This is a genomic window from Klebsiella sp. GG_Kp175 (genome assembly GCF_040062325.1).
Classification (GTDB): domain Bacteria; phylum Pseudomonadota; class Gammaproteobacteria; order Enterobacterales; family Enterobacteriaceae; genus Klebsiella; species Klebsiella quasipneumoniae.
Map to the genome: position 1 here is coordinate 349,492 of NZ_JBEAFX010000002.1, position 20,922 is coordinate 370,413.

Annotated in this window: 14 protein-coding genes; 8 read left to right on the plus strand and 6 right to left on the minus strand. The window is 61.1% G+C overall.

Annotated elements, in window-relative coordinates; translation table 11 throughout:
* The first annotated feature begins 152 nt into the window (after positions 1-152).
* The 8 genes from ABLU73_RS04860 to yegS all read left to right on the plus strand — a co-directional run bounded on the left by ABLU73_RS04860 (position 153) and on the right by yegS (position 14,039).
* Entirely contained in the window at positions 153-1,391 is a 1,239-nt protein-coding gene (locus tag ABLU73_RS04860; RefSeq protein WP_004201552.1) for an MdtA/MuxA family multidrug efflux RND transporter periplasmic adaptor subunit, read from the plus strand.
* Positions 1,391-4,513, plus strand: a complete 3,123-nt coding sequence (locus ABLU73_RS04865) for an MdtB/MuxB family multidrug efflux RND transporter permease subunit (RefSeq protein WP_017899361.1) — start codon at positions 1,391-1,393, stop codon at positions 4,511-4,513. Before ABLU73_RS04860 ends, ABLU73_RS04865 begins: the two co-directional genes overlap by 1 nt.
* Entirely contained in the window at positions 4,514-7,591 is a 3,078-nt protein-coding gene (mdtC, locus tag ABLU73_RS04870) for a multidrug efflux RND transporter permease subunit MdtC (protein WP_264924512.1), read from the plus strand. It abuts the gene before it with no gap.
* Between the two features lies 1 nt (position 7,592).
* Positions 7,593-9,008, plus strand: coding sequence for an MFS transporter (locus tag ABLU73_RS04875; protein WP_043520380.1), 1,416 nt, complete (start codon positions 7,593-7,595; stop codon positions 9,006-9,008).
* Positions 9,005-10,501: a two-component system sensor histidine kinase BaeS gene (baeS, locus tag ABLU73_RS04880; RefSeq protein WP_057216225.1), complete on the plus strand. Its 1,497-nt coding sequence runs from the start codon at positions 9,005-9,007 to the stop codon at positions 10,499-10,501. Before ABLU73_RS04875 ends, baeS begins: the two co-directional genes overlap by 4 nt.
* Positions 10,498-11,220 carry a two-component system response regulator BaeR gene (gene baeR / locus ABLU73_RS04885; protein ID WP_004201558.1) on the plus strand — a complete coding sequence of 241 codons (723 nt, stop codon included), beginning with the start codon at positions 10,498-10,500 and terminating at the stop codon, positions 11,218-11,220. The genes baeS and baeR overlap by 4 nt, the downstream gene beginning before the upstream one ends.
* Positions 11,221-11,538: 318 nt before the next feature.
* On the plus strand, positions 11,539-12,900 hold the full coding sequence (gene yegQ / locus ABLU73_RS04890) for a tRNA 5-hydroxyuridine modification protein YegQ (protein ID WP_004201559.1): 1,362 nt from the start codon (positions 11,539-11,541) through the stop codon (positions 12,898-12,900).
* Positions 12,901-13,142: 242 nt separating this feature from the next.
* The gene (gene yegS / locus ABLU73_RS04895) at positions 13,143-14,039 is read left to right on the plus strand and encodes a lipid kinase YegS (protein ID WP_017899357.1); all 897 of its coding nucleotides are present in this window, start codon (positions 13,143-13,145) and stop codon (positions 14,037-14,039) included.
* 240 nt (positions 14,040-14,279) lie between these two features.
* Here yegS and ABLU73_RS04900 read toward each other — a convergent pair whose 3' ends face one another.
* From ABLU73_RS04900 to ABLU73_RS04925, 6 genes are all read right to left on the minus strand, one after another.
* Entirely contained in the window at positions 14,280-15,053 is a 774-nt protein-coding gene (locus tag ABLU73_RS04900; protein WP_043520375.1) for an ABC transporter ATP-binding protein, read from the minus strand.
* 10 nt (positions 15,054-15,063) lie between these two features.
* Positions 15,064-15,927, minus strand: a complete 864-nt coding sequence (locus ABLU73_RS04905; protein ID WP_264924526.1) for an ABC transporter ATP-binding protein — start codon at positions 15,925-15,927, stop codon at positions 15,064-15,066.
* Entirely contained in the window at positions 15,899-16,804 is a 906-nt protein-coding gene (locus ABLU73_RS04910; protein WP_004200464.1) for an ABC transporter permease, read from the minus strand. Before ABLU73_RS04910 ends, ABLU73_RS04905 begins: the two co-directional genes overlap by 29 nt.
* Entirely contained in the window at positions 16,801-17,838 is a 1,038-nt protein-coding gene (locus ABLU73_RS04915) for an ABC transporter permease (RefSeq protein ID WP_032456380.1), read from the minus strand. The genes ABLU73_RS04910 and ABLU73_RS04915 overlap by 4 nt, the downstream gene beginning before the upstream one ends.
* Positions 17,835-19,457, minus strand: coding sequence for an ABC transporter substrate-binding protein (locus ABLU73_RS04920; RefSeq protein WP_004180553.1), 1,623 nt, complete (start codon positions 19,455-19,457; stop codon positions 17,835-17,837). The genes ABLU73_RS04915 and ABLU73_RS04920 overlap by 4 nt, the downstream gene beginning before the upstream one ends.
* Before the next feature lie 119 nt (positions 19,458-19,576).
* Positions 19,577-20,731 (minus strand): mandelate racemase family protein, encoded by a 1,155-nt coding sequence (locus ABLU73_RS04925; protein WP_004214749.1) that lies wholly within the window; start codon positions 20,729-20,731, stop codon positions 19,577-19,579.
* Between the last annotated feature and the right edge of the window lie 191 nt (positions 20,732-20,922).

A 20,922-nucleotide genomic window follows, 5' to 3' on the forward strand; every position in this document is an offset into this window, starting at 1 on the left:
ACACCGGAAATCAGCGGCGAGAACGCCCGGCGTCGCGGCCGTTATCCAGACATTTCTCAACCTTCTTTTCATAATTCCTCCATTTTTACGGCCCCTTCCCTCACTAAACTAGTATCATTCAGCGAAACGCTTCAGGATGAGACCGTAAACTAATGAAAGGCAGTAACATACGTCGTTGGGGCGCCGCGCTGGCGGTAGTGATTATCGCCGGGGCCGCCTACTGGTTCTGGCACGATCGTGGAACGAGCGGCAGCGGGACGCCCGCCGCCGGGCAGGGTCCGCAGGGGCCGGGTGGCGCGCGCCATGGCCGCTTTGGCGGCGCGCTGGCGCCGGTGCAGGCCGCCACCGCGACCGAACAAGCGGTCCCGCGCTATCTCACCGGGCTGGGTACCGTGACGGCAGCCAATACCGTCACCGTGCGCAGCCGGGTCGACGGCCAGCTGCTTAGCCTTCACTTCCAGGAGGGTCAGCAGGTCAAAGCCGGCGATCTGCTGGCGCAGATCGATCCCAGCCAGTTTAAAGTCGCCCTCGCCCAGGCGCAGGGTCAGCTGGCGAAAGATAACGCCACTCTGGCGAATGCCCGCCGCGATCTCGCCCGTTACCAGCAGCTGGTGAAAACCAATCTCGTCTCCCGCCAGGAGCTCGACACCCAGCAGTCGCTGGTGGTGGAATCCGCTGGCACCGTAAAAGCCGATGAAGCAGCCGTCGCCAGCGCCCAGCTGCAGCTCGACTGGACGCGCATTACCGCGCCGATCGACGGCCGCGTCGGCTTAAAGCAGGTGGATATCGGCAACCAAATTTCCAGCGGGGATACCACCGGGATTGTGGTTCTCACCCAGACGCATCCGATCGACGTGGTCTTTACCCTGCCGGAAAACAGCATCGCCACGGTGGTGCAGGCGCAGAAAGCGGGTAAAGCGCTCAGCGTCGAAGCCTGGGACCGTACCAATAAGCAGAAAATCAGCGTCGGGGAGCTGCTGAGCCTCGACAACCAGATCGATGCGACCACCGGGACCATCAAGCTGAAGGCGCGCTTCAGCAATCTGGACGACGCCCTGTTCCCCAACCAGTTCGTTAACGCCCGCCTGCTGGTGGACACCCAGCAGAACGCGGTAGTCATCCCTGCCGCCGCTCTGCAGATGGGCAACGAAGGGCATTTTGTATGGGTGCTGAACGATGAGAATAAGGTCAGCAAACACAGCGTCACCCCGGGGATCCAGGACAGCCAGAAAGTGGTCATCAGCGCCGGGCTTTCCGCCGGGGATCGCGTGGTCACCGACGGGATTGACCGCCTGACCGAAGGGGCGAAAGTGGAAGTTGTCACCGCCAGCGGCAGCGAGCAGGCGCAGCCCGCCCCGCGCCAGAGCGGTAAACACGGAGCGCGTTCCTGATGCAGGTGTTACCCCCAGGCCGCACCGGCGGCCCGTCCCGGCTGTTTATTATGCGTCCGGTGGCCACCACTCTGCTGATGGTGGCGATCCTGTTAGCCGGGATCATCGGCTACCGCTTTCTGCCGGTCTCCGCGTTACCGGAGGTGGATTACCCGACCATTCAGGTAGTCACCCTCTATCCGGGCGCCAGCCCGGACGTGGTGACCTCCGCCATCACCGCCCCGCTGGAACGCCAGTTCGGCCAGATGTCCGGGCTTAAGCAGATGTCATCGCAAAGTTCCGGCGGCGCCTCGGTCGTCACGCTCCAGTTCCAGCTGACCCTGCCGCTGGACGTTGCCGAGCAGGAAGTGCAGGCGGCCATCAACGCCGCCACCAACCTGCTGCCGAACGATCTGCCCAACCCGCCGGTCTACAGCAAGGTGAACCCGGCGGATCCGCCGATCATGACCCTCGCCGTTACCTCCTCCGCGATCCCGATGACCCAGGTAGAGGATATGGTGGAGACGCGGGTGGCGCAGAAGATCTCTCAGGTTTCCGGCGTCGGTCTGGTGACCCTCGCCGGCGGCCAGCGCCCGGCGGTGCGGGTGAAGCTTAACGCCCAGGCCATCGCCGCCCTCGGCCTGACCAGCGAAACCGTGCGCACCGCCATCACCAGCGCCAACGTTAACTCGGCGAAAGGCAGCCTCGACGGCCCGGCCCGCGCGGTAACGCTTTCCGCTAACGATCAGATGCAGTCCGCTGAGGATTACCGCCGCCTGATTATCGCTTATCAGAACGGGGCGCCGATCCGGCTCGGCGATGTCGCCAGCGTCGAACAAGGGGCCGAAAACAGCTGGCTCGGGGCGTGGGCCAACCAGCAGCGGGCGATCGTGATGAACGTCCAGCGCCAGCCGGGGGCCAACATCATCGACACCGCCGACAGCATTCGCCAGATGCTGCCGCAGCTCACCGAGAGCCTGCCGAAATCGGTGAAGGTGCAGGTTCTCTCTGACCGGACCACCAACATTCGCGCCTCGGTGCGCGACACCCAGTTTGAGCTGATGCTGGCCATCGCCCTGGTGGTGATGATCATTTACCTGTTCCTGCGCAACGTGCCAGCGACCATTATTCCCGGCGTCGCGGTGCCGCTGTCGCTGGTGGGCACCTTCGCGGTGATGGTGTTCCTCGACTTCTCGATCAACAACCTGACGCTGATGGCCCTGACCATCGCCACCGGCTTTGTGGTGGATGACGCTATCGTGGTGATCGAGAACATCTCGCGCTATATCGAGAAAGGCGAGAAGCCGCTGGCCGCTGCGCTGAAAGGCGCGGGAGAAATCGGCTTCACCATCATCTCCCTCACCTTCTCGCTGATCGCGGTGCTGATCCCGCTGCTGTTTATGGGCGATATCGTCGGCCGCCTGTTCCGCGAATTCGCCGTTACCCTCGCCGTCGCCATCCTGATCTCGGCGGTGGTCTCCCTGACCCTGACGCCGATGATGTGCGCCCGCATGTTAAGCCACGAATCGCTGCGTAAGCAGAACCGCTTCTCGCGGGCCAGCGAGCGCTTCTTCGACCGGGTGATCGCCGTCTATGGCCGCTGGCTGAGCCGGGTGCTGAACCATCCTTGGCTGACGCTCGGCGTCGCCCTGAGCACCCTGGCGCTGTCGATTCTGCTGTGGGTCTTTATCCCGAAAGGCTTTTTCCCGATCCAGGATAACGGCATTATCCAGGGCACCCTCCAGGCGCCGCAGTCGGTCTCCTTCGCCAGTATGGCCCAGCGCCAGCAGCAGGTTTCCGACATTATTCTCAAGGATCCGGCGGTGGAGAGCCTGACCTCGTTCGTCGGCGTCGACGGCACCAACCCGGCGCTGAACAGCGCCCGCCTGCAGATCAACCTCAAGCCGCTGGATGAACGCGACGACCGCGTCCAGACGGTGATTAGCCGTCTGCAGCAGGCGGTGGCCGGTGTCCCGGGCGTGGCGCTCTATCTGCAGCCGACCCAGGATCTGACCATCGACACCACGGTGAGCCGCACCCAGTACCAGTTCACTCTACAGGCGAACTCCCTCGAGGCGTTGAGCACGTGGGTGCCGCCGCTGCTCAGTCGCCTGCAGGCTCAGCCGCAGCTGGCCGACGTCAGCAGCGACTGGCAGGACAAAGGCCTGGCCGCCTATATCAAGGTGGATCGCGACAGCGCCAGCCGCCTCGGCATCTCGATGGCCGATGTCGATAACGCGCTGTACAATGCCTTCGGCCAGCGGCTGATCTCCACCATTTACACCCAGGCGAATCAGTATCGCGTGGTGCTAGAGCAGGATACCGAAGCGACGCCGGGCCTGGCGGCGCTGGATAATATCCGCCTGACCAGCAGCGACGGCGGCATCGTGCCGCTGACCGCCATCGCCACGGTGGAGCAGCGCTTTACCCCGCTGTCGGTGAACCACCTCGATCAGTTCCCGGTGACCACCATCTCGTTTAACGTTCCGGACAACTACTCGCTGGGCGAAGCGGTAGAGGCTATCCTCACCGCCGAACAGTCGCTGGATTTCCCGAGCGATATTCGCACTCAGTTCCAGGGCAGCTCGCTGGCCTTCCAGTCGGCGCTGGGCAGCACCGTCTGGCTGGTCGTGGCCGCGGTAGTGGCGATGTATATCGTCCTGGGGGTGCTGTATGAGAGCTTTATCCATCCGATCACCATTCTCTCCACCCTGCCCACCGCGGGGGTCGGGGCGCTGCTGGCGCTGTGGCTGGCGGGCAGCGAGCTGGACGTGATCGCCATTATTGGCATCATTCTGCTGATCGGCATCGTGAAGAAGAACGCCATCATGATGATCGACTTCGCGCTGGCCGCCGAGCGCGAGCAGGGCATGCCGCCGCGGGAGGCGATCTACCAGGCCTGTCTGCTCCGCTTCCGACCGATCCTGATGACCACCCTCGCCGCCCTGCTCGGCGCCCTGCCGCTGATGCTGAGCACCGGCGTCGGCGCGGAGCTGCGGCGTCCGTTGGGGATCGGCATGGTTGGCGGCCTGATGCTCAGCCAGGTGCTGACCCTGTTCACCACCCCGGTGATCTATCTGCTGTTCGACCGCCTGTCGCTGCACCTGAAGCGCCGCTTCCCGCGTCAGGAAGAGGAGGCGTAAGTGAAGTTATTCGCCCTCTTCATTTACCGCCCGGTGGCGACGATCCTCATCTCGCTGGCCATCACCCTGTGCGGCATTCTCGGCTTCCGGCTGCTGCCGGTGGCCCCGCTGCCGCAGGTCGATTTCCCGGTGATTATGGTCAGCGCCTCGCTGCCGGGGGCCTCGCCGGAGACCATGGCCTCGTCGGTGGCCACCCCGCTGGAGCGCTCCCTGGGGCGGATTGCCGGGGTCAATGAGATGACCTCCTCCAGTTCACTCGGCAGCACCCGCATCATTCTCGAGTTTAACTTCGACCGCGATATCAACGGCGCGGCGCGCGATGTCCAGGCAGCGATCAACGCCGCGCAAAGCCTGCTGCCGAGCGGGATGCCCAGCCGGCCGACCTACCGCAAAGCCAACCCGTCGGATGCGCCGATCATGATCCTGACGCTGACCTCCGACACCTACTCCCAGGGTGAGCTGTATGATTTCGCCTCCACCCAGCTGGCGCAGACCATCGCGCAGATTGACGGCGTCGGCGATGTCGACGTCGGCGGCAGCTCCCTGCCGGCGGTGCGCGTCGACCTCAACCCGCAGGCGCTGTTCAACCAGGGCGTGTCGCTGGACGCGGTGCGCACCGCCATCAGCGACGCCAACGTGCGCAAGCCGCAGGGGGCGCTGGAGGACAGCGCCCACCGCTGGCAGGTGCATACCAACGATGAGCTGAAGACCGCCGCCGACTATCAGCCGCTGATCGTCCACTACCAGAACGGCGCCGCGGTGCGGCTGGGGGATGTCGCCACCGTCTCGGATTCGGTGCAGGACGTGCGCAACGCCGGGATGACCAACGCCAAGCCGGCGATCCTGCTGATGATCCGTAAACTGCCGGAAGCCAATATTATCCAGACAGTGGACAGCATCCGCGCCCGCCTGCCGGAGCTACAGCAGACCATCCCGGCGGCTATCGACCTGCAGATCGCCCAGGATCGCTCGCCGACCATCCGCGCCTCGCTGGAGGAGGTGGAGCAGACGCTGGTGATTTCGGTGGCGCTGGTGATCCTGGTCGTGTTCCTGTTCCTGCGCTCCGGACGCGCCACGCTGATCCCCGCCGTCGCCGTTCCGGTTTCCTTAATCGGCACCTTCGCCGCGATGTACTTATGCGGTTTCAGCCTCAATAACCTGTCGCTGATGGCCCTGACTATCGCCACCGGCTTCGTGGTGGATGACGCCATCGTGGTGCTGGAGAATATTTCCCGCCATCTGGAGGCGGGGATGAAACCGCTGCAGGCGGCGCTGCAGGGAAGCCGCGAGGTCGGCTTTACCGTCCTGTCGATGAGCTTGTCGCTGGTGGCGGTGTTTCTGCCGCTGCTGCTGATGGGCGGCCTGCCCGGCCGCCTGCTGCGCGAGTTCGCCGTCACCCTGTCGGTGGCGATCGGCATCTCGCTGGCGGTCTCCCTCACCCTGACGCCGATGATGTGCGGCTGGCTGCTGAAAAGCGGCAAACCCCACCAGCCGACGCGCAACCGCGGCTTTGGCCGCCTGCTGGTGGCCGTACAGGGCGGCTATGGTCAATCGTTAAAATGGGTGCTGAAGCACAGCCGCCTGACCGGCCTGGTGGTGCTGGGCACCATCGCCCTCAGCGTCTGGCTCTATATCTCGATCCCGAAAACCTTCTTCCCGGAGCAGGACACCGGCGTGCTGATGGGCGGCATTCAGGCCGACCAGAGCATCTCCTTCCAGGCGATGCGCGGCAAGCTGCAGGACTTTATGAAAATCATTCGCGAAGATCCGGCGGTGGATAACGTCACCGGATTTACCGGCGGCTCGCGGGTCAACAGCGGGATGATGTTTATCACCCTCAAGCCGCGCGACCAGCGCCACGAGACGGCGCAGCAGGTGATCGACCGGCTGCGCAAAAAGCTGGCCAACGAGCCCGGGGCTAACCTGTTCCTGATGGCGGTGCAGGATATCCGCGTCGGTGGCCGGCAGTCGAACGCCAGCTATCAGTACACCCTGCTGTCCGATGACCTGTCGGCGCTGCGCGAGTGGGAGCCGAAGATCCGCAAAGCGCTGGCGGCGCTGCCTGAGCTGGCGGACGTCAACTCGGATCAGCAGGACAATGGCGCCGAAATGGACCTGGTCTATGACCGGGATACCATGTCGCGCCTCGGCATCAGCGTTCAGGACGCCAACAACCTGCTGAACAACGCCTTCGGCCAGCGGCAGATCTCCACCATCTACCAGCCGCTTAACCAGTACAAGGTGGTGATGGAGGTGGATCCGACCTACACCCAGGACGTCAGCGCCCTGGATAAGATGTTTGTCATCAACAGCGAGGGCAAGCCGATCCCGCTGGCCTACTTCGCCAAATGGCAGCCGGCCAACGCCCCGCTGTCGGTGAACCACCAGGGGCTGTCGGCGGCGTCCACTATCTCCTTTAACCTGCCCACCGGCCGCTCGCTGTCGGAAGCCAGCGAGGCGATTAACCGCGCGATGACCCAGCTCGGGGTGCCGTCCACCGTACGTGGCTCCTTTGCCGGTACCGCTCAGGTGTTCCAGCAGACCATGAACGCGCAGGTGATCCTGATCCTCGCGGCCATCGCCACGGTCTATATCGTGCTGGGGATGCTCTACGAGAGCTATGTACATCCGTTGACCATCCTTTCGACGCTGCCCTCCGCCGGGGTGGGCGCGCTGCTGGCGCTGGAGATATTCGATGCCCCGTTCAGCCTAATCGCCCTTATCGGGATCATGTTATTAATTGGCATCGTGAAGAAAAACGCCATCATGATGGTTGATTTTGCCCTTGAGGCGCAGCGCACCGGCAACCTGACGCCGGAAGAGGCGATTTTCCAGGCCTGCCTGCTGCGTTTCCGGCCGATTATGATGACCACCCTCGCCGCGCTGTTCGGCGCCCTGCCGCTGGTGCTCTCCGGCGGCGACGGCTCCGAACTGCGCCAGCCGCTGGGGATCACTATCGTCGGCGGTCTGGTGATGAGCCAGCTGTTAACGCTCTACACCACGCCGGTGGTCTATCTTTTCTTTGACCGTTTGCGGCTGCGTTTTTCGCGTCATTCCACTCAACCGGTAAGCGAATAAGATGACAGACCTCCCGGCCAGCGTGCGCTGGCAGCTATGGATAGTGGCGTTCGGCTTCTTTATGCAGTCGCTGGACACCACCATTGTCAACACCGCCCTCCCCTCGATGGCCAAAAGCCTCGGGGAGAGTCCGCTGCATATGCATATGATCATCGTCTCCTATGTCCTGACGGTGGCGGTGATGCTGCCGGCCAGCGGCTGGCTGGCCGACCGGGTCGGGGTGCGCAATATTTTCTTTACCGCCATCGTGCTGTTTACCGCTGGATCGCTGTTTTGCGCCCAGGCCAGCACCCTTGACCAGCTGGTGATGGCGCGGGTGCTGCAGGGTATCGGCGGCGCGATGATGGTGCCGGTCGGTCGCCTGACGGTGATGAAGATCGTCCCGCGCGATCAGTACATGGCGGCGATGACCTTCGTTACCCTGCCGGGCCAGGTCGGCCCGCTGCTCGGCCCGGCGCTGGGCGGGGTACTGGTGGAGTACGCCTCCTGGCACTGGATCTTCCTCATTAACATCCCGGTGGGGATCGTCGGCGCCATCGCCACCCTCTGCCTGATGCCCAACTACACCATGCAGACCCGACGCTTCGATCTCGCCGGCTTTGTGCTGCTGGCGGCCGGGATGGCGACCCTGACACTGGCGCTGGATGGCCAGAAAGGGCTCGGCATTTCCCCCGCCTGGCTGGCGGGACTGGTGGCCGTCGGCCTCGCCGCCCTGCTGCTCTACCTGTGGCACGCCCGCGGTAACGCCCGGGCGCTGTTCAGCCTTAACCTGTTTCGCAACCGCACCTTCTCCCTTGGCCTCGGCGGCAGCTTCGCCGGGCGCATCGGCAGCGGCATGCTGCCGTTTATGACCCCGGTGTTTCTGCAGATCGGCCTCGGTTTTAGCCCCTTCCACGCCGGGCTGATGATGATCCCGATGGTGCTCGGCAGCATGGGGATGAAGCGGATCGTGGTCCAGGTGGTCAACCGCTTCGGCTACCGTCGGGTGCTGGTCGCCAGCACTCTGGGGCTGGCGGCGGTCAGCCTGCTGTTTATGTTTAGCGCCCTGGCGGGCTGGTATTACGCGCTGCCGCTGATCCTGTTTCTGCAGGGAATGATCAACGCCAGCCGCTTCTCGTCGATGAATACCCTGACCCTGAAAGATCTCCCGGACGATCTGGCCAGCAGCGGCAACAGCCTGCTGTCGATGGTGATGCAGCTGTCGATGAGTATTGGCGTGACCATCGCCGGGCTGCTGCTGGGGCTGTACGGCCAGCAGCATCTGAGCCTCGACGCCGCCGGCACCCATCAGGTCTTTCTCTATACCTATCTGAGCATGGCGGCGATCATCGCCCTGCCGGCGCTCATCTTTTCCCGGGTACCGGATGACGTCGGCAGCAATACCGTCATCCGTCGACGCAACAGGAGTGGATCGTGAAATTTTGGCGCCCGGGCATTACCGGCAAGCTGTTCCTCGCTATTTTCGCCACCTGCATCGTGCTGCTGATCAGCATGCACTGGGCGGTGCGCATCAGTTTCGAACGCGGGTTTATCGATTACATCAAGCGCGGCAATGAGCAGCGGTTAACCATGCTTAGCGACGCGCTGAGCGAGCAGTATGCCCAGCACGGCAGCTGGGCGTTTCTGCGCAACAATGACCGCTTTATCTTCCAGCTGCTGCGCACCTTCGAACGGGATAATGACGACCGCTCGCCGCCGGGGCACGCCATGAAGCCGGGGGCGATGGACGCGACGGACGCCGGTCCCGATGGGCCGCCGCCGGATGGTCCCCCTGACGGCCCGCGCCCGAGGCCGGAAATGCCGCCCCACGGCTGGCGCACCATGTTCTGGGTGGTCGATCAGTCTGGCCGGGTGCTGGTGGGCCCCCGCGAGCGCGTGCCGGAGGACGGCAGCCAGCGCAGCATTATGGTCAACGGCGTGGAGGTAGGCAGAGTGATCGCCTCGCCGGTGGAGCGGCTAACCCGCAATACCGACATTAACTTCGACCGGCAGCAGAAGCGCACCAGCTGGCTGATTGTCGCCCTCGCCACCCTGCTTGCCGCGCTGGCCACCTTCCCGCTGGCCCGCGGCCTGCTGGCGCCGGTGAAACGGCTGGTGGAAGGCACCCATAAGCTGGCGGCGGGCGACTTTTCCACCCGCGTGACGGTGACCGGCGGCGATGAGCTCGGCCGCCTGGCGCAGGATTTTAACCAGCTCGCCAGCACCCTGGAGCGCAACCAGCAGATGCGTCGCGACCTGATGGCCGATATCTCCCATGAACTGCGTACCCCGCTGGCGGTGCTGCGCGGCGAGCTGGAGGCGATTCAGGACGGGGTCCGGCGTTTTACCCCTGAATCCATTCCCTCTCTGCAGGCTGAAGTGGCCACCCTCACCAAGCTGGTAGACGATCTCCATCAGCTGTCGATGTCCGATGAGGGAGCGCTGGCCTACCAGAAAACCTCGCTGGATATCATCACCCTGCTGGAGGTAGCCGCAGGCGCTTTTCGCGAGCGCTTCGCCGGCCGGCAGCTGAGCATCCAGGTGTCGCTCCCGGAGCAGGCGATGATCTTCGGCGACCGCGACCGCCTGATGCAGCTCTTCAACAATCTGCTGGAAAACAGCCTGCGCTATACCGACAGCGGCGGCAGCCTGCACATCACCGCCCGCCGCAGCGGACGGATGCTGGTGATCGACTTCGCCGACAGCGCCCCCGGGGTCAGCGATGAGCAGCTGGCCCGCCTGTGCGAGCGCTTTTACCGGGCGGAAGGATCGCGCAACCGCGCCAGCGGCGGCTCCGGCCTTGGGCTGGCGATTTGCCTCAATATCGTAGCGGCCCACGGCGGCACCCTGCGTGCCGACCATTCGCCTTTTGGCGGGGTTAGCATTAAAGTTGAGTTACCTCTGGAACATGATTTACCGAGAGACGTATGACTGAATTGCCTGTAGATGAAAACACCCCGCGCATTCTTATCGTGGAAGATGAACCCAAGCTCGGCCAGCTGCTGATTGATTATCTGCAGGCCGCCGGCTATGCGCCTACGCTGATTAACCATGGCGACAAGGTCCTGCCCTACGTTCGCCAGACTCCGCCGCACCTGATCCTGCTGGATCTGATGCTGCCCGGTACCGACGGCCTGACGCTGTGCCGCGAAATTCGCCGCTTCTCCGACGTTCCGGTGGTGATGGTGACGGCGAAAATCGAAGAGATCGACCGTTTGCTGGGGCTGGAGATTGGCGCCGACGACTATATCTGCAAGCCCTACAGCCCGCGGGAAGTGGTCGCCCGGGTGAAAACCATTCTCCGCCGCTGCAAGCCGCAGCGCGACCTGCAGGCGCTGGACGCGCAGAGTCCGCTGATTGTCGACGAGGGCCGTTTTCAGGCCTCGTGGCGCGACAAGCTGCTGGACCTCACCCCCGCCGAGTTCCGGCTGCTGAAAACCCTCTCCCAGGAGCCGGGGAAGGTCTTCTCCCGCGAACAGTTGCTCAACCATCTGTATGACGACTATCGGGTAGTGACCGACCGCACCATTGACAGCCACATCAAAAATCTGCGGCGCAAGCTGGAGGCGCTGGACGCCGAACAGTCGTTCATCCGCGCCGTGTACGGGGTTGGCTACCGCTGGGAAGCCGACGCCTGTCGACTGGCGTAGTGAGCCTTTTCCCGGCTCGCGCTGCGCTTAGCCGGGCTACAAGTCCACCGCCGTCTGCAATCCGTAGCCCGGGTAAGGCGTTTACGCCGCAACCCGGGAAACTCCGTAGCGACTATGACACCAGGCGTTATGAGTGCTGTCAGTGTGAGCACTGCCCAGGTTTAAAATGGCAAACAAATTAGCCATACTGAAAGATACCCATCTGATATTTACTCCCCTTCGCCGCGGCGCTACAATGCCCGCCCTTAATGTGGGGACACTCCCCAACTCGCCGCACCCGGTGCGGCGAATCTGACCTGTCATCAGAACGAGAACACCATGTTTAAACCAGAACTCCTTTCCCCGGCGGGAACGCTGAAGAATATGCGTTACGCTTTCGCCTATGGCGCCGATGCCGTTTATGCCGGCCAGCCGCGCTACTCGCTGCGCGTGCGTAACAACGAATTCAATCACGAAAATCTGCAGCTCGGCATCAATGAAGCCCACGCGTTGGGTAAAAAATTCTATGTGGTGGTCAACATCGCCCCGCATAACGCCAAGCTGAAAACGTTTATTCGCGATCTGAAGCCGGTGGTGGAGATGGGTCCGGACGCGCTGATCATGTCCGATCCGGGTTTAATCATGCTGGTGCGGGAAAACTTTCCGGATATGCCGATCCATCTTTCGGTGCAGGCCAACGCCGTCAACTGGGCGACGGTCAAATTCTGGCAGCAGATGGGCCTCACTCGCGTGATCCTGTCGCGTGAACTGTCGCTGGATGAAATCGAAGAGATCCGCCGCCAGGTGCCGGAGATGGAAATTGAGATTTTCGTCCACGGCGCGCTGTGCATGGCCTACTCCGGCCGCTGCCTGCTCTCCGGGTATATCAACAAGCGCGACCCGAATCAGGGAACCTGCACCAACGCCTGCCGCTGGGAATACAACGTGGCGGAAGGTAAAGAGGACGACGTCGGCAACATCGTTCACAAATATGAGCCGATTCCGGTGCAGACCGTGGAGCCAACCCTCGGCATTGGCGCGCCGACCGATAAAGTCTTTATGATCGAGGAAGCCAAACGTCCGGGCGAGTACATGACCGCCTTCGAAGATGAGCACGGCACCTACATCATGAACTCGAAAGATCTGCGGGCTATCGCCCACGTTGAGCGTCTGACCCAGATGGGCGTTCACTCGCTGAAGATCGAAGGCCGCACCAAATCCTTCTACTACTGCGCGCGCACCGCCCAGGTTTACCGCAAGGCGATCGATGATGCCGCCGCCGGCAAACCGTTCGATACCAGCCTGCTGGAAACCCTTGAGGGGCTGGCCCATCGCGGGTACACCGAAGGCTTCCTGCGCCGCCATACCCATGACGATTACCAGAACTACGAATATGGCTACTCCCTCTCCGAACGCCAGCAGTTTGTCGGCGAATTCACCGGGGAGCGGAACGGCCCGCTGGCGGCAGTGGCGGTCAAAAATAAGTTCAGCGTTGGCGACAGCCTTGAACTGATGACTCCGCAGGGTAACGTCAACTTCACCCTCGAGCACATGGAAAATGGCAAAGGCGAAGCCATGCCGGTGGCCCCGGGCGACGGCTATACCGTATGGTTGCCTGTGCCGGACGACCTGCCCCTGCAGTATGCGCTGCTGATGCGCAACTTTACTGGTCAGACAACCAGAAACCCGCACGGTAACTAGTTAATTTGCGTTATTTTTTCACGATGTAAGGATATTAGAATCGGATCACATACCGTTTCGATCGAAACAGGTATCATCCATTTCGCTGAAAAACATAACCCATAAATGCTAGTTGTACCAGGAACCACCTCCTTAGCCTGCGTAATCTCCCTTACGCGGGCTTATTTTTTTGCCTCTCTCCCGGCCTTCACTTGCGTCATGCGGTACACTTTATGCAACATTGAGCAATAAAGGTTCCCTTGATGATGTCTACGTTTCCTGCCAGCTTACTGATCCTTAACGGCAAAGGTGCCAATGAACCGCAGCTACGCGAAGCGGTTAACCTGTTACGCGATGAAGGGATTGATATTCACGTCCGCGTGACCTGGGAAAAGGGCGATGCCGCGCGGTTTATCGATGAAGCCCTGCAGCTGAACGTTGAAACGGTGATCGCCGGCGGCGGCGACGGCACGATTAATGAAGTGGCGACCGCGCTGGTGGAGCGCGGCAGCAACATGGCGCTGGGGATTTTACCGCTGGGCACGGCCAACGACTTCGCCACCAGCGTCGGTATTCCACAGGATCTGGCCAGCGCCCTCAAGCTGGCGATCGTCGGTCGCGATGTGCCGATAGATATCGCCCGGGTTAATGATAAGACCGGCTTTATTAATATGGCGACCGGCGGGTTCGGCACCCGGATCACCACCGAAACGCCGGAAAAGCTCAAAGCCGCGCTCGGCGGTGTCTCTTATTTAATCCATGGCCTGATGCGCATGGATACCCTGAAGCCGGACCGCTGCGAGATCCGCGGGGAGAACTTTCACTGGCAGGGCGATGCGCTGGTCATCGGCATCGGCAACGGCCGCCAGGCGGGCGGCGGCCAGCAGCTATGTCCGGAGGCGTTGATTAACGATGGTCTGCTGCATCTGCGCATTTTCACCGGCGAAGAGCTGATCCCTGCCCTCTTCAGCACCCTGGCGAATCCGGAAAACTCGCCGAATATTGTCGACGGCGTCTCCTCCTGGTTTGAGATCACCGCCCCCCATGAGATGACGTTTAACCTCGACGGCGAGCCGCTCAGCGGAAAAACCTTCCGTATGGAGCTGTTACCGGCGGCCCTGCGCTGCCGGCTGCCGCCCGACTGCCCGCTGCTACGCTGATCAGGCTTCGCAAAGCAAAGACGGTGCCCGGCTGGTATACAGCAGCCGGGTTCGTTGATTGAGCCTCTGAATGTTAAGGTAAAACGGCACCTGCGGCTGCAGGAAAAACCTGGGCAGGATATCGATCCAAACAACGCGCTTACATTAATAGACGATACCTACAACCACAAAAAACCTATAACATCAAATAGTTACCTATTAAAATGGGCGCATCTTCCGTGAGACAATGCGCCATAAAGCTTAGTATTCCGCCACCTCACGCGCCATTTCGCGCGTATATTGCCGACTGGCGTTAACCAGCATCTGCGTATAGGCCGTCTGCGCCTGGCAGCTGACCAGCGCATCGACCGTCAGGGTTTCGAGGATCTTCCCGTACTGCATCACCGCCACTTTCTGGCATAAGTGGGCAATAACCCCAAGATCGTGGGTGACCATCAGGTAAGTGAGCTTAGCCTCCCGCTGCAATTCTGCCAGCAGGTTAAGGATCTCAGCCTGCACCGACACATCCAGCGCCGACGTCGGCTCATCCAGCAGCAGCACCTGAGGCTCAAGAATCAGCGCTCTGGCTATCGCCACGCGCTGCCGCTGCCCGCCGGAGAGCTGATGCGGATAGCGCTCGCGAAAGGCGCGGTTGAGGCCAACTTTATCCAGCAGCACATTGATCCGCCGGTCGCGGTCGTTGATACGATGGATCTGCAGCGGCTCTTCGAGGATATCGCCAATGGTGTGACGGGGATGCAGTGATCCGTAAGGGTCCTGAAATACCATCTGCACCTGACGGCAGCGCTCGCGGCTAATTTCATGCCCTAAGGGCTGAGCATCGATGGTCAGTTCCCCCTGCCAGTGGGTAAACAGCCCCGCCAGGCACTTGAGCACCGTCGTTTTACCGGAACCGGACTCTCCTACCAGACCGTAGATCTCGCCGGGCTTAACGTGGAAACTGACGTCATACAGCACCTGGTTACGCTTCTCCCCCTCGCCAAACGCGAGGTTGAGATGTTGAACTTCAATCATTATCCGCTCCTTAATCCGTTAACCAGCTGGCCTGACGCTGCAGCACCGGCAGTATCGGGCGACGATGCTGCATATCCGGCAGCGAGTTAATCAATCCCTGAGTGTAGGGGTGACGGGCGTGATCGAGATCTTTAGCGGCGATGGACTCCACTACCCGTCCGGCGTACATCACCAGCACCCGGTCGCAGAAGCTGCGCACCAGGTTGATATCGTGGCTGATAAAAATCAGCCCCAGCCCGCGCGACTGAACCAGGTCATCCAGCAGGCCCAGCACCTGCAGGCGCACCGACACGTCCAGCGCGGAGGTGGGCTCATCGGCAATGATCAGCTCCGGGTCGGTAATCAGCATCATGGCGATCATGATGCGCTGCCCCTGTCCGCCGGATATTTCATACGGATAAAGCTGATAAACGCGCTCCGGCTGGCGAATACGCACCACCTCCAGCATCTCCAGCGCCCTGGCTTTCGCCTCATCTTTGCGCCCGGGATGATGAGTAAGCCAGGCCTCGGCGATTTGCTTACCCACGCAGACCACCGGATTAAGCGAATATTTCGGGTCCTGCATAATCATAGAGATACGTTTGCCGCGTACGCCGCGCATCTGCGCTTCGCTAAGATGCTGCAGATCGAGGTCGGCAAACTGCATCCGGCTGGCGGTCACGCGGGCTTTTTTCGGATGGAGTTGCAAAAGCGCGCGTCCAACCGTGGATTTACCCGAACCGGACTCGCCAACAATCGCCAGCTTTTCACGCCCCAACTGGAAGGAGACGCCGCGCACGGCGTGGGTCACCGCGCTACCGTTAACAAAGTCGACGCACAAATCGCGCACGTCGAGCAGCGGTGCATTATTCACTACGGGGATCGAGGATGTCACGTAGGCCATCTCCTAAGAAGTTGAACGCTAAGCTATTGATCAGAATCGCCAGCCCCGGAATGGTTACGACCCACCAGCACTCCATCATATAAGTGCGCCCGCTGGAGATCATCGCTCCCCACTCCGGCTCTGGCGGCTGCGCGCCGAGGCCGAGAAAGCCTAGGCCGGCCGCGGTCAGAATGATCCCGGCCATATTCATGGTGATACGGATAATGACCGAGGGCAGACACAGCGGCACGATATGGCGCCAGAGGACGCGGGCCGATGAAGCGCCCTGCAGACGCACGGCGGAGATAAAATCAGCCTGGCGCAGAGAGAGCGTTTCGGCGCGCGCCAGACGGGCAATCGGCGGCCAGGCGGTCAGCGTGATGGCGATAACCACGTGCTCCAGCCCCGGTCCTAAAGCGGCGACAAACGCCAGCGCCAGGACCAGACTCGGGAAGGAGATGAAAATATCGGTGACGCGCATCAGCACCATATCGACTTTACCGCCGAAATAGCCGGCACTGACGCCCAGCAGCAGTCCGAGCGGACCGACGGTCACTGAGACCAGCAGCACGATATAGAGCGTGATGCGGGAGCCGTACACCAGGCGACTAAAGATATCTCGGCCAAACTCATCGGTGCCGAACCAGTGCTGCGCATTCGGCGCGACCAGCGCACTATTCAGGTCCTGTACCAGCGGGTTATAAGGCGCAATCAGCGGCGCGAAAATCGCCACCACCAGCAGCATAAAGATAATTCCTCCGCCGATGGCCGTGAGCGGATTGCGCGCCATTTTGCCGATAAACCCGACGGCCCGCGCCGCCGCGCGTTGCAGCCGCTGACGGCCTTCGCCCGCACCACCCGAAAGCGGCGAATCCAGAGAAACGGTCATGATTTTGTCCTCGGGTCAAAGAATTGATACAGCATGTCGGAGAGCAGGTTGAGCATCACGAAGATCACCCCCACCAGCAGCACGCAGCCCATCACCGCATTCATATCGCCCAGCAGCAAGCTTCCGGTAAGGTAGGAGCCAAACCCCGGCCATGAGAAGACGGTTTCAATCAGCACCGCGCCTTCCAGCAGCGCGCCGTAGGCCAGCGCCACCACCGTCAGCAGTTGCACGAGGATGTTACGAAACGCATGGTTCCAGATAACCTGGCGCTCGGTCAGCCCTTTCACCCGGGCGGTAATAATGAACTCCTGCGACAGCTGGGCCAGCATAAAGCTGCGGGTCATACGGCTGATATAAGCCAGCGAGTGAAAACCCAGCAGCGAGGCGGGAAGAATCAGATGATTAATGGCGTTCCAGAACACCTGGCCGTTGCCGGCCAGCAGCGCATCAACGGTCATCAGCCCGGTGCAGCGCGGCACCACACCATCCAGCCCGAGCTCTACCCTCCCGGCGCCGCCTACCCAGCCAAGCCAGGCATAGAACACCAGCAGCCCCATCATCCCGACCCAAAAGATCGGCATCGAGTAGCCCGCCAGGCTGATAATGCGTACCACATAATCGGAGACGCTATTGCGCCGCGCCGCCGCCAACACGCCCAGCGGAATACCAAGACCCGCGCCGACAATAATCGCCATCGTTGCCAGCTCCATGGTGGCCGGGAAGACGCGGATAATATCGTCCACCACCGGTTTCCCGGTCAGCAGCGCGTTGCCCAGATCGCCGTGCAACAGGTTGACGAAATAGATGCCAAACTGGGTGGTCAGCGATTTATCAAACCCCAGCTGCTGGTAAACCTGCTGATAGGTACTCTGGTCAGCATCCGGGCCGACAATCGCCAGCACCGGGTCGATGGGCATGACGCGGCCAATGGTAAAGGTCAGCAGCAGCAGGCCGAACAGTGTAATCACCACCTGCAGTAGCCGTTTTGATAAGCGCCGGCCGCGTGAGCCGGGCGCAAGGATTGCGGTACTCATCCTTTCTCTCCTTCGCGGACTTTATAGACGTCACGCAGAAAAGTGGTGGCGGAGGGGTGCGGCTGATACTCCCGTACCTCGTTGCGCACGACGACCGAATCAACCATCTGCGAAAGCGGAATTAAAGCCGGAACCAGCTGGTCGTAGCGTGTCTGGATGGCCTGGTAGTCAGCCACCTGTTTTTGCGGATCGCGTTCCAGCAGGGCCTGGTCAATCATCGTATTCAGTTGCGGGTCGTAAAAACCGGTACGCCAGCCCTGGAAGTTGGTCAGGCGCGCCTTATCGCTGTTATCCGGGTTATAGACCAGCGCGCGCAGGCTGGAGTGCGGATGCGGCTCCATCCCGCTGCCGCCGCGACCTACCAGCAGGTCAAATTTACGCTCGCGCATTGCGCCGTAGATCTGGTTACCAGTGCCGGTGATGATTTTGGCGTTAATCCCCGCCTGCATCAGCGTCGACTGCACGGCGATAGCGATGTTAAGAAATGGCTGATCGGAGAGTACCCGCAGCGTGGTATCAAAGCCGTTGGGATATCCCGCTTCCGCCAGCAGCTTTTTCGCCCGCGCCACATCCAGCCTGTAGCCGGGATCGGGTAGCGTGGACGGCATTCCCGCTTTGATAGGCCGCTGGTGCAGCACGCCGTAGCCCGGCATCAGCGCTTTATTGATACCCTGGTAATCAATCAGATAGCGCACCGCCTCGCGCACTTTCGGATTGGCGAAGTGCGCCTCTTTCATGCTCATCGCCACGTAGTACATGGTGCCGCGCTGCACCGCATCGACGGTCAGCTGCGGATCGCTGCGCAGGGCGTTGATATCGGAAACCGCCATATTGTTGGCAATATCAAGGTCGCCTTTTTCGATCATCAGGCGCAGAGTTTGCGACTCCTGGAAATGACGCAGTACCACGCGGCTCATTTTCGCCTCGCCGCGCCAGTAGTCAGGGTTGCGCTTCATGCGCAGCACATCTTTCGCCTGCCAGGTTTCGAGGATAAACGGCCCGGAACCGGCTTCATGGGTGGTTAGCCAGCGGTTACCCCAGTCGTTATCCTGCTGGTGGCTTTGCACCGTTTTACTGTCCAGCACTCCGAGGTTGCCCAGCGCCGCCAGCGAGTAAATCACCAGCTGCGGATCGTTATCTTTGGGTAATACGATTTGCACCGTGAAGCGGTCCGGCGCGCTGACCTGGCTGTCGATATTTTTCTTACTGAAGCCATAGGATTTCCATACTGAGGCCTGGGCCAGGTTGAGGTGCAGGATGCGCCGCATTGACCACACGACGTCGGCGGCGGTCAGCGGGTTGCCGGAGTGAAACTTAACGTCATCGCGCAGATGAAAGGTCAGGGTTTTGCCGTCGGGGCTGATATCCCAGGATTTCGCCAGCGCGGGCCTGACGGTGGTGAGCTGCTCAGGGTCAAGCTCCACCAGCGAGTCGTAGAGGTTGACCACGATCCCCACCACTTCGTTACCGGTCATCGCCGCCGGGTCAAGGGTGAGCAGGTTATTCATATTCATGCCGATGATCAGCTGGTCGGGCGGCGTTTTCGCCACCGCCTCCCCGCTCCCCATCGACATGGCGAGCGCGAGAATACACGCTCCCAGTAAGGAGGTTTTTTTCATATCTCTGTTTGCCTGTACTGTAGGGTACATGTTGCCGGATGGCGGCATTTTCGGCTTATCCGGTCTACCGGGCCGCAGGCTCGATAAGCGCAGCGCCATCGGGTATTTATTTTTTTAAATCAGTCGTGGCTAACGGTATTGGCTTCGATATACGCAAAATTAATGTCTTCACCGAGACCCGGACGTTGTGACAAATGCACAAATCCCTGGTCATCCATCGGGTCGACAATGCTGTTGAGATAGGCCGCCGGTTCATCGTAGTCGAGGAACGGATGCAGCAGGCCGCGCTCGTACCAGCGGCAGTTGCGGATCGCGCCCACCACCGCCAGGCTTGCCGCTCCGTTGCCGTGGACTTCGCAATCCATGCCGAAAGATTCCGCCAGCGCCGCCACCTTCATGGTCGGTGTAATCCCCCCCACGCCGTTAGCGCCGGCGCGCAGAATGTCGCAGGCCCCGGCTTTCACCCATTCGGCGCGCATGTGGTGCTTGCCGCCGAAGCTCTCCGGCCCGACGATGGGAATCGACAGGTTTTCCGCCAGCCACGCATAGGAGGACATCGAATCCTCCTCCATCGGCTCTTCAAACCAGGCGAAATTGAGTTTTTCCAGCTCTTTGCCGATCCACAGCGCCTCGGCGCGGCTGTACCAGTGATAGCCATCAATCATCAGGTCAATATCCGGCCCTACGGCTTCGCGCACCGCCGCGCAGGCTTTAATGTCCATTTTGGGATTGGGCGCAAAAGAGATTGGCGGCATCCAGGTGTGCAGCTTGATGGCCTTGTAGCCGCGGGCGACCAGCTTCTCAGCAAAAGCGGCATACTCTTCCGGGGTCGACAGGCCGCCCGGCAGATCGTCGCCGCACATGGTGCTACCGTAAGCCGGGACAGTGTCGCGATAGCCGCCGAGCAGCTTATAAACCGGCATCTTAAGGCTGCGGCCGATCAGGTCCCACAGCGCCTGTTCAACAAACGACAGCGCGCGCTCCGTTAGCTGATGTGCGCTGCCGCGCTGCCAGTGGTTAAGATCCTGCCAGATACGCTCACGGTTAAACGGGTCCTGTCCCACCAGCACTTTGCGAAAAAAAGTATTCACCACGAACGGGCGCACGACTTCCGGAGGCGCAAACGAAAAGCCCTGCGCCCCATCATCAGCGGTGATGGTCAGCATCGCCATTTTGGCCATGCTTTCACCCCCCGGATGGGAGTGCCCGGCGCTGTCGGAAACCCGACGAGTGGGATATTGGAAAACGGTGACATTCACAGATTCAATTTTCATGCTCGGTCCTTATCACGGCCAAATCCGATCGACATAATCAAATCGGCAAAGCGGTTTCACATTATTGAAAATACGTTTCAATATATAATCTAAGCACAACTTCGTAGTAGTGCCTCGGACAAACACCGCTAAGCAAGGCCATAAATTTGGGCATTGGCACAACAAGACGTGACTGTTTTCACAAAAGATGA